The organism is Paraburkholderia sp. Ac-20347, from assembly GCF_017104805.1.
Classification (GTDB): Bacteria; Pseudomonadota; Gammaproteobacteria; order Burkholderiales; family Burkholderiaceae; genus Paraburkholderia; species Paraburkholderia tropica.
On record NZ_JAAGPN010000285.1, the window covers coordinates 1 to 10,166 of the forward strand.

At 64.7% G+C, this 10,166-nt stretch carries 9 protein-coding genes; all 9 read left to right on the top strand.

Annotated elements, in window-relative coordinates; translation table 11 throughout:
• Positions 1 to 428 (top strand): DUF4115 domain-containing protein (locus G3N97_RS32535; protein WP_205997031.1); only part of this gene is annotated, 428 nt, incomplete at its 5' end.
• A 114-nt stretch (positions 429 to 542) separates the two neighbouring features.
• Positions 543 to 1,865 (top strand): flavodoxin-dependent (E)-4-hydroxy-3-methylbut-2-enyl-diphosphate synthase, encoded by a 1,323-nt coding sequence (gene ispG / locus G3N97_RS32540; protein WP_205997032.1) that lies wholly within the window; start codon positions 543 to 545, stop codon positions 1,863 to 1,865.
• Between the two features lie 123 nt (positions 1,866 to 1,988).
• The gene (hisS, locus tag G3N97_RS32545; RefSeq protein WP_065060236.1) at positions 1,989 to 3,326 is read left to right on the top strand and encodes a histidine--tRNA ligase; all 1,338 of its coding nucleotides are present in this window, start codon (positions 1,989 to 1,991) and stop codon (positions 3,324 to 3,326) included.
• A 133-nt stretch (positions 3,327 to 3,459) separates the two neighbouring features.
• Positions 3,460 to 4,089: a tetratricopeptide repeat protein gene (locus G3N97_RS32550; protein WP_065060235.1), complete on the top strand. Its 630-nt coding sequence runs from the start codon at positions 3,460 to 3,462 to the stop codon at positions 4,087 to 4,089.
• A gap of 87 nt (positions 4,090 to 4,176) precedes the next feature.
• Positions 4,177 to 5,322 (top strand): outer membrane protein assembly factor BamB, encoded by a 1,146-nt coding sequence (gene bamB / locus G3N97_RS32555; protein ID WP_205997033.1) that lies wholly within the window; start codon positions 4,177 to 4,179, stop codon positions 5,320 to 5,322.
• A 499-nt stretch (positions 5,323 to 5,821) separates the two neighbouring features.
• Positions 5,822 to 7,159, top strand: coding sequence for a ribosome biogenesis GTPase Der (gene der, locus G3N97_RS32560; RefSeq protein WP_065060365.1), 1,338 nt, complete (start codon positions 5,822 to 5,824; stop codon positions 7,157 to 7,159).
• 164 nt (positions 7,160 to 7,323) lie between these two features.
• Positions 7,324 to 7,560 (top strand): RNA chaperone Hfq, encoded by a 237-nt coding sequence (gene hfq / locus G3N97_RS32565; protein ID WP_027814901.1) that lies wholly within the window; start codon positions 7,324 to 7,326, stop codon positions 7,558 to 7,560.
• 73 nt (positions 7,561 to 7,633) lie between these two features.
• On the top strand, positions 7,634 to 8,806 hold the full coding sequence (gene hflX / locus G3N97_RS32570) for a GTPase HflX (protein WP_173816756.1): 1,173 nt from the start codon (positions 7,634 to 7,636) through the stop codon (positions 8,804 to 8,806).
• A gap of 83 nt (positions 8,807 to 8,889) precedes the next feature.
• Positions 8,890 to 10,166 (top strand): FtsH protease activity modulator HflK (gene hflK / locus G3N97_RS32575; protein ID WP_205997034.1); only part of this gene is annotated, 1,277 nt, incomplete at its 3' end.

Genomic DNA, 10,166 nt, shown 5'->3' on the forward strand with positions numbered 1-10,166 from the left:
CTGCCAGCGCGCCGCAAGCCGCGCAGCCGGCACAACCCGCGAGTGCGGCCCCGGCGGTGAAGGCGACGAATACAACGGTGGCAACGGTTGCGGCGGCGAGCGCAGCGCAAGCGGCGGCGGCCAGCGCACCGGCAGTCGCTACGACCGCACAGGGTGCGTCGGCGACCGTGGCGGCGGGCGATGCCTCGACGTTCGCGATTCGCGTGACGCAGGACACCTGGGTCAGCGTGCGCGGCAAGGACGGCAAGGAGGTGTTCTCCGGTCTGGTCCACGGCTCGGACTCGCGTGAGATCAGCGCCGTCGCGCCGATGAAGATTACAGTGGGCAACAAAGCCGGCATCGAGTCGATGACCATCGACGGTCAGCCGGTCGACGCGGCGAAGTACGCGTCGTCGCGCGGCAATGTCGCGCGCTTCGTGCTGCCCTGATAGAGACATGGCATGCGTCGCGGCCGGCGAAGAATTGAAAAGCCGGCCGCGACGCTTTTTCAATTCGCGCGGCGCAGCAGCTGCATGAGCAGCGGCGGTGCGCGCGAGGTGTAAATGGGTTTTTCGATGCAGAGCGAAACGCAATCCCCGTCCAGCAACAGTCAGATCGTGTCGAACGAGCCGATCCTCGGCGGCCACGCGCTGCGCCGCAAGTCGCACGCCGTGCATGTGCGCTGGGGCGGCCAGCTGGTGACGATCGGTGGCGACGCGCCTGTGCGCGTGCAATCGATGACCAATACCGACACCGCTGACGCGATCGGTACGGCAATCCAGATCAAGGAACTGGCGCAAGCCGGTTCGGAACTCGTGCGCATCACGGTCAACACGCCGGAAGCGGCCGCTGCCGTGCCGCACGTGCGCGACCAGCTCGACCGCATGGGCGTGATGGTGCCGCTGGTCGGCGACTTCCACTACAACGGCCACCTGCTGCTGCGCGACCATCCGGCCTGCGCGGAAGCGCTCTCGAAGTACCGGATCAACCCGGGCAACGTGGGTCAGGGCGCCAAGCGCGACACGCAGTACGCGCAGATGATCGAAGCGGCCATCAAGTACGACAAGCCGGTGCGTATCGGCGTGAACTGGGGCAGCCTGGATCAGGACCTGCTCGCGCGCATGATGGACGAAAACGCAGCGCGCTCGGTGCCGTGGGAATCGCAGAGCGTGATGTACGAAGCGCTCATCCAGTCGGCGATCGGCTCGGCGGAACGCGCGGTCGAACTCGGCCTCGGCCGCGACAAGATCATCCTGTCGTGCAAGGTCAGCGGCGTGCAGGATCTGATCGCCGTGTACCAGCAGCTCGCGAAGCGTTGCGATTTCGCGCTGCACCTGGGCCTCACCGAAGCGGGCATGGGCTCGAAGGGCATCGTCGCATCGACGGCGGCGCTCTCGGTGCTGCTGCAACAGGGCATCGGCGACACCATCCGTATCTCGCTCACGCCGGAACCGGGCGCATCGCGCACGGGCGAAGTCGTGGTCGGCCAGGAAATCCTGCAGACGATGGGTCTGCGCTCGTTCACGCCGATGGTCATCGCGTGCCCGGGTTGCGGTCGCACGACCAGCACGCTGTTCCAGGAACTGGCGTCGCAGATCCAGGGTTATCTGCGCGCGCAGATGCCGCTCTGGCGTGATGAATTCCCGGGCGTCGAAACCATGAACGTCGCGGTCATGGGTTGTATCGTCAACGGTCCGGGCGAGTCGAAGCACGCGAACATCGGCATCAGCCTGCCGGGCTCGGGCGAAAACCCGGCCGCGCCGGTTTTCATCGACGGCGAAAAGGTCAAGACGCTGCGCGGCGAGCGCATCGCCGAAGAGTTCCAGCAGATCGTCAGCGACTACGTCTCGCGCAAGTACGGCAAGGCCGAAGTCGCGGCTCAGTAAGAGATTGGGGCGCGCCCGAGCGGCGCGCTTCTGACCGCGCGTCCGATGGCCGGGCTGCTGAAATAGCGGCGCCATCGGGCAGATCGACCGCCACGCACAACCGAACACCTCAATCGCAACACCATGAGCGAACAGAAAAGAAAGCCCGAAAAGCTGACCGGCGTGAAGGGCATGAACGACATCCTGCCGCAGGACGCCGCGCTGTGGGACTTCTTCGAAACTACCGTGAAGTCCATGCTTCGTTCGTACGGCTATCAAAATATCCGTACGCCGATCGTCGAGCACACGCAGCTCTTCACGCGCGGTATCGGTGAAGTGACCGACATCGTCGAAAAAGAGATGTACAGCTTCACCGACTCGCTGAACGGCGAACATCTCACGCTGCGCCCGGAAAATACGGCGGCGGTCGTGCGTGCGTCGATCGAGCACAACATGCTCTACGACGGCCCGAAGCGTCTCTGGTATGTCGGTCCGATGTTCCGTCACGAGCGGCCGCAGCGCGGTCGTTATCGTCAGTTCCACCAGGTCGGCGTGGAAGCGCTCGGCTTCTCGGGCCCGGACGCGGACGCGGAAATCATCCTGATGTGCCAGCGTCTCTGGGACGATCTCGGCTTGACCGGTATCAAGCTCGAAATCAACTCGCTGGGTCTGGCGGAAGAGCGCGCGGCGCATCGCGTCGAACTCATCAAGTATCTGGAACAGCACGTCGACCTGCTCGACGAAGACGGCAAGCGTCGCCTGTATACGAACCCGCTGCGGGTGCTCGACACGAAGAACCCCGCGCTGCAGGAAGTGGCGAACAATGCGCCGAAGCTGATCGACTTCCTCGGCGAGCATTCGCGTGCGCACTTCGAGGGGCTGCAACGCATCCTCAAGTCGAACAACATTCCGTTCACGATCAATCCGCGTCTCGTGCGCGGTCTCGATTATTACAATCTGACCGTGTTCGAGTGGATCACCGACAAGCTCGGCGCGCAGGGTACGGTCGCGGCCGGCGGTCGTTACGACCCGCTGATCGAGCAACTCGGCGGCAAGCCCACGGCGGCCTGCGGCTGGGCGATGGGCATCGAGCGCATTCTCGAACTGCTCAAGGAAGAGGACCTCGTGCCGGAAGCCGAAGGTTGCGACGTCTACGTCGTGCATCAGGGCGAAGCGGCGCGCGATCAGGCTTTCATCGTCGCGGAACGTCTGCGCGATACCGGCCTCGATGTGATCCTGCATTGCAGCGCGGACGGTCAGGCGGCGAGCTTCAAGTCGCAGATGAAGCGTGCCGACGCGAGCGGCGCAGCGTTCGCCGTGGTGCTCGGCGAGGACGAAGTGGCGAAGGGCGTGGCGGGTGTGAAACCGCTGCGCGGAGTGGCCGCCGACGCCCGCAACGAGCAACAAACGGTAGCGCTTGAGGACTTGACCGAATATCTGATCAATGCGATGGTTGCATCCGCCGAAGACGGCGACGACTGATCGCGACGCTCGAATCAAGATTGGATCAAGATTTGCGGCGCGCCTGGACGGCACGAATCGCCTGAAATATCGGCATGAAGTGCGGCGGCGCGCCCCATAACAGGCTTCAGAATAAACGAGGAATCGCGACGCGATGAGTTACCACGACGAACAGGAATCGATCGAGAGTTTCAAGGCATGGTGGACGCAGTGGGGTAACGCCACTACGTGGCTCGTGCTGATCGTACTGCTCGCGCTCGCCGCGTGGAACGGCTGGAACTTCTGGCAGCGCCGCCAGGCGGCCGAGGCCGCCGTGCTGTACGACCAGGTCCAGCAGGCCGTGAACGGCAGCGACAAGGCGCTCATCACGCGCGTCGCGAGCGATATGGAAGACCGCTTCGGCGGTACCGCGTATGCGCAGATGTCGGCGCTCGCGGTCGCGAAGGCGCTCTACATGGCGGGCGACACGGCAGGCGCGAAGGCGCAGCTGCAGTGGGCCGCCGACCACGCGAAAGACGAAGAATTCCGCCAGGTCGCGAAGCTGCGTCTCGCTTCGCTGCTGCTCGACGAAAAGGCCTACGATCAGGGCCTCGCCCTGATTCCGCAGCCGGATGCGGGTCCGTTCAAGGGCGTCGTCGCAGACGGCCGCGGCGACCTGCTGGCAGCGGCCGGCAAGCGCGACGACGCGCGCGCTTCGTACAAGCTCGCGCTCGACAGCCTGCCGAAGACCGACGCCTCCGAGCGTCAACTGATCCAGTTCAAGCTCGACGCGCTGGGCGGCTAAGCAAGCGGCGGGCGTGGCGCCGTGTGCGCGTCGCCCGCGAATCGAATCAAACAATTCAACTCAACTCCTTTGATGCTTCGTTCACCGATGAATCTGCTGAAACGAACCGTTGTGCCCGTCGCCTGCGCGATGACCGTCCTTGCTCTGGCGGCCTGCTCATCGACGAAGGACGAGCGCCGCGTGCCGGTGCCGCTGACCGAGTTCAAGCCGGTGCTGGACGTCCAGCAGGTGTGGAAGGCAAGCGTCGGCAAGGCCGGCCGCTACCTGTTCTCGCCGGTCGCCGTCGGCGACTCGGTCTATGCCGCCGGCGCGAACGGTTCGGTCAAGAAGATCGACGCCGCTTCCGGCAAGGAAGTCTGGAGCACGAAGCTCAAGGACGACATTTCGGCAGGCGTCGGTAGCGACGGCAATCTGACGGCCGTCGGCGGCCTGAAGGGCGAAGTCTACGTGCTCGACGCAAACGGCAAGCTCTCGTGGCAAGCCAAGGCGCCCGGCGAAATCATTTCGCCGCCGCTGGTCGGCAACGGTCTCGTGATCGTGCGTACGATCGACGGCCAGATCGTCGCGTTCAATGCGCAGACGGGCGAGCAGAAGTGGCTCTATCGCAATCGCGCGGTGCCGCTGAACCTGCGCGTCTCGGCCGGCATGACCTTCGCGGGTGACCAGGCGGTGCTCGCGGGCTTCCCGGGCGGCGCCTTCGCGGCGATCAACCTGCAAAGCGGCGACGCATTCTGGGAAACGCCGGTCTCGTATCCGAAGGGCGTGACCGAAGTCGAGCGTATCAACGACGTGAGCGGTCCGCCCACGCTCGTCGGCGCCACGACCTGCGCGGTGACGTTCCAGGGCCAGCTCGGCTGCTTCGACGCCAACTCGGGCCGTGCGATGTGGGAGAAGGCGTTCTCGAGCACGACCGGTATTGCTCAGGACGATGCCACCGTGGTCGGCGGCGACGACTGGTCGGTCGTGAAGGCCTACAGCGTATCGACTGGCGCGCAAACGTGGACCACCGACAAGCTCAAGAATCGCGACGTCAGCGTGCCGGCACTGCTGGGCCACGCAGTCGTGGTGGGCGACTATCAAGGCTACGTGCACTTCCTCTCGCTCGACGACGGCAGCTTCGTCTCGCGCGTGAAGACCGACGGCAGCCCGATCGTTGCCGCTCCGGTGCTCGCGGGCAACACGCTCGTCGTGCAGACGAAGGACGGCGACCTGTACGGTCTGCGTCCGCGTTAAGCGAATCAAGGCGTCCGGCGCACTTTGCCGGTCGCACTGAAGGGGCCGCCCCTGCGGGGTGCGGCCTCTTGCATTTGGTGCGTCACAGCGCCACATGCAGAAATCAGGACGGCGTCCGGGCATGATGCGGCGCGCCGTCGAGCGAGCCGGCGCACGCCGGCCGCGCGCATGTCGGCACGGCCCCGCATGACGCCACGCGCGTCGCGCGCATTCCGGGACCGGCCACTGTACCAGGCGAATGCTTCTGACTGCCGGGCCAGTGCGCCGGGCTGGACTGCGAGGCCGAAGAAGAAAGTCGATCTGGTCCGCCCGAGGCTTCATCCGGCACCTGCCGGGTCCCGATGACCGCTCAACGGCTCCTCAAAGGCCGCGAGCGTCGGGCCCGGTGTCCATTTCGTGATAATTTGCAACTGATGCAGCCCTGCGGGCTACCATGCAGGCGCTTGCCGCGCATCGCGCCGGACGTTCCGGCGCCGCGCCTTACTGTAGAAAAGATCAGATGAAACCCGTTATCGCCCTCGTCGGGCGCCCCAATGTGGGGAAATCCACGCTCTTCAACCGGCTCACGCGTTCGCGCGATGCGCTGGTGGCCGATTTGCCCGGTCTCACGCGCGACCGCCACTACGGCGAAGGGCGCGTGGGCGATCGCGCGTATCTGGTCGTCGACACGGGCGGTTTCGAGCCCGTCGCGAAGGACGGCATCCTGCATGAAATGGCGCGCCAGACGCGTCAGGCCGTGGAAGAAGCCGACATCGTCGTCTTCATCTGCGACGGCCGCAACGGCCTCGCGCCGCAGGACAAGCACATCGCCGATTACCTGCGCAAGACCGGTCGCCCGATCTTCCTCGTGGTCAACAAGGCCGAAGGCATGAAATACAGTGCCGTGGCCGCCGACTTTTACGAACTCGGCCTCGGCGACCCGCGCGCGATTTCGGCTGCGCACGGCGACGGCGTGACCGAGATGATCAACGAGGCGCTCGACCAGGCCTACACCGATCGTCCGGAAGAAGACGAAGACGACGCCAGCAAGCACGGCGTCAAGATCGCGATCGTCGGCCGTCCGAACGTCGGCAAGTCGACGCTCGTGAACACGCTGATCGGCGAAGACCGCGTGATCGCGTTCGACATGCCGGGTACGACGCGCGATTCGATCTATGTGGATTTCGAGCGCAACGGCAAGAAGTACACGCTGATCGACACGGCCGGCCTGCGCCGTCGCGGCAAGGTGTTCGAAGCCATCGAGAAGTTCTCGGTCGTCAAGACGTTGCAGTCGATCGCCGACGCTAACGTGGTGATTCTGCTGCTCGACGCGCATCAGGAAATCTCCGACCAGGACGCGCATATTGCGGGCTTCGTGGTCGAGCAGGGCCGTGCACTGGTGGTGGGAGTGAACAAGTGGGACGGCATGGACGACCACGCGCGCGACCGCACCAAGCATCACCTGCAACGCAAGCTGAAGTTCCTCGATTTCGCCAAGATGCACTTCATTTCGGCGACGGAAAAGTTCGGCATCGGCGCGCTCATGCGCTCGGTGGATGACGCCTACGCCGCCGCCATGGCCAAGCTGCCGACGCCGCGTCTCACGCGCGCGCTGATCGAAGCGGTGGAGTTCCAGCAGCCGCGACGTCGCGGTCCGGTTCGCCCGAAGCTGCGCTACGCGCACCAGGGGGGACAGAACCCGCCGATCATCGTGATCCACGGCAATGCGCTCGATGCGATTACCGATACTTACAAACGCTATCTGGAAAACCGTTTCCGGGAAACTTTCTCGCTGACGGGGACTCCATTGCGCATAGAGTTTCGTTCCTCGACGAATCCCTACACTGACAAGAGTTGAGCTTCGTTCGCTACCGCGCTTAACCTGGTCGTTCACCGCCCTGGCCGGACGGCCAGTACAGGCGCGGCGGAACGAGAATCAGCTATAGTGTAGCGATTGGCGGCGGATTTCTTTTTCTTCGTCGCCAATTTAAGTTAAACCTGCAAAAAAATACGGAGTTTGCTATGAGCAACAAAGGGCAACTGTTACAAGACCCGTTTCTGAACGCGCTGCGCAAGGAGCACGTGCCTGTTTCGATCTATCTGGTCAACGGCATCAAGCTTCAAGGGAACATTGAATCGTTCGACCAGTACGTCGTGTTGCTCCGTAATACGGTTACGCAAATGGTTTACAAGCACGCCATTTCCACGGTGGTCCCGGCCCGTCCGGTGAACTTCCACCCGGATTCGGAAGCGTCCTGACCCATGACGCGGCCGGTCCGGGGCGCCTCGCTGGCGATCCGGACCGGCCGTTTCCATTTTGACATCAGCTAATTTGATCAACGCCGCACTTGTCGGCATCGACTTCGGCAAGACCGACTTCGAAGCCAGCCTCGAAGAACTCAGCCTGCTCGCCAAAAGCGCGGGCGCCCATCCTGCTGTCACGCTCACCGGGCGTCGTTCCAGCCCCGACGCCGCCATGTTCATCGGCAGCGGCAAGGCCGAGGAACTCCGTCTCGCCTGTGAAGCGAACGACATCGAAATCGTCATCTTCAATCACGCGCTGTCGCCCGCCCAGCAACGTAATCTGGAGCGCGCACTCGGCCGCCGCGTGGTGGATCGCACGAGCCTCATTCTCGACATTTTCGCGCAACGCGCCCGCAGCCACGAAGGCAAGCTGCAGGTCGAACTCGCCCAGCTCCAGTACCTCGCCACGCGCCTTGTGCGCGCCTGGACTCACCTGGAGCGTCAGAAGGGCGGTATCGGTCTGCGCGGGCCGGGCGAAACGCAGCTCGAAACCGACCGCCGGCTGATCGGCGAGCGCATCAAGATGCTGCAGGGCAAGCTCGCCAAGCTGCGCCGACAGCACGGCACGCAGCGTCGTCAGCGCGAACGTACGCGCACGATGAGCGTGTCGCTCGTCGGCTATACGAATGCGGGCAAGTCCACGCTCTTCAACGCGCTCACGAAAGCGCAGGCCTACGCGGCCGACCAGCTGTTCGCGACGCTCGATACGACGTCGCGGCGCGTCTGGCTCGGCGACGAAGTGGGCCAGATCGTGCTGTCCGACACCGTGGGTTTCATCCGCGAACTGCCTCACCAGCTGGTGGCCGCGTTCCGCGCAACGTTGCAGGAAACCGTGCAGGCCGACCTGCTGCTGCACGTGGTGGACGCCTCGAGCGCCGTGCGACTCGATCAGATCGATCAGGTCAACGACGTGCTGCACGAGATCGGCGCCGACACGATCCGCCAGGTGCTGGTATTCAACAAGATCGACGCCGTGCCCGAACTGGCGGCGCGAGGCGGGACGGTCGAGCGGGACGAATATGGTAATATTTCGCGCGTCTTTTTGAGCGCGCGCACGGGCGTCGGACTGGATGCGCTGCGCGCCGCCATCGCCGAAATCGCGACCGCCGAACCGCTTGCCGGGGCGTCGCAGCCACAGGCCGCAACCGACTGGAATGCGGTGCCGCACGAACCCAGCAGGGAAGCCGAGCACGGCCGCTGAGCGGTCCGTGGGGCGCCCATGCGGCGTCCCGGCGGTTTCTCCCACGCACATGACCCGCTGTCTACTCTGGTGAACGAACTCAGGTGAACGATTACAACAAGCGGACTGGCTGGCAGCGCCCCCGCGCCATTTTCTCGTTGAACGACCCGCGTTGGGGCCGTGGCGAGGGCAATGGCCAGCGCACGGAAGACGACCGTCGCCCGTCGGGCAATAGCGGTAACAACGGCGGCGGCAAGGGCGACGGCCCGCCGGATCTCGACGAAATGTGGCGCGACTTCAATCGCCGTCTGTCGTCGTTGTTCGGCAAGAAGGGCAAGGGCCCCGGCGGCATCGGTCCGCGCCAGGACAACGGTCACGGCGCGCGCATCGGCGTGGGCCTCGTGCTCGGCGTGCTGATCGCCATCTACGTGGGCAGCGGCGTGTTCGTGGTGCAGGACGGCCAGGCCGGCGTGGTGCTGCAATTCGGCCAGTATCGCCATACGGTCGGTCAGGGCGTGCACTGGCGCCTGCCGTTCCCGTTCCAGACGCATGAAATCGTCAACATCGGTCAGATCCGCAGCGTCGAGATCGGCCGCAACAATCTCGTGCGTCCGTCCAACGTGAAGGACGCCTCGGTGCTCACGCACGACGGCGACATTCTCGATGTGCGCTTCACCGTGCAATACCAGGTCAAGCAGCCGACCGACTATCTGTTCCGCAGCGTCGACCCCGATCTCACCGTGAGCCAGGCCGCGCAGGCGGCGGTGCGCACGGTCGTGGGCGCGCACAGCACCAACGATCTGCTCTACGCGGACCGCGAACCGATCCGCGCGCAACTGGCCGACACCATTCAGCACGCGCTCGACGAATACAAGACCGGCCTCGGCGTGACGGGCGTGACGATTCAGAGCGTCACCGCGCCCGACCAGGTGCAGGCCGCATTCGACGACGAAGCGAAGGCGCATCAGGACCGCGAGCGTGCGAAGCGCGACGCGCAGGCTTATGCCGACCAGCTGCTGCCGCGCGCGCAAGCCGACGGCGCCCGTCTGATCGACGACGCCAAGGCGTACAGCGACCGCGTGGTCGCGCAGGCGCAGGGCGACGCCCAGCGTTTCAACAGCGTCTACGAGCAATACGCGAAGGCGCCGGCCGTGATTCGCGAGCGCATGTATCTGGACACGATGCAACACATCTACTCGAATACGACGAAGGTGTTCGTCGACAGCAAGTCCGGCAATAACGTGATCTATCTGCCGCTCGACAAGCTCGTCGAAGCGACGCGTCAACGTGCCGCAGCAGCGGCCGGTGCCGCGGCCGCGACCGGAGCCTCAGCGCAGAATGCCGCGCCCAACGCAGCCGGCAACGCGGCGTCGGCGCCCGA

Excerpts from the sequence above, each read along its gene's own strand:
- hisS (WP_065060236.1), top strand. The coding sequence starts at position 1,989 with ATGAGCGAACAGAAAAGAAAGCCCGAAAAGCTGACCGGCGTGAAGGGC.
- G3N97_RS32550 (WP_065060235.1), top strand. The coding sequence starts at position 3,460 with ATGAGTTACCACGACGAACAGGAATCGATCGAGAGTTTCAAGGCATGG.
- bamB (WP_205997033.1), top strand. The coding sequence starts at position 4,177 with ATGAATCTGCTGAAACGAACCGTTGTGCCCGTCGCCTGCGCGATGACC.
- hfq (WP_027814901.1), top strand. The coding sequence starts at position 7,324 with ATGAGCAACAAAGGGCAACTGTTACAAGACCCGTTTCTGAACGCGCTG.
- ispG (WP_205997032.1), top strand. The coding sequence starts at position 543 with ATGGGTTTTTCGATGCAGAGCGAAACGCAATCCCCGTCCAGCAACAGT.
- der (WP_065060365.1), top strand. The coding sequence starts at position 5,822 with ATGAAACCCGTTATCGCCCTCGTCGGGCGCCCCAATGTGGGGAAATCC.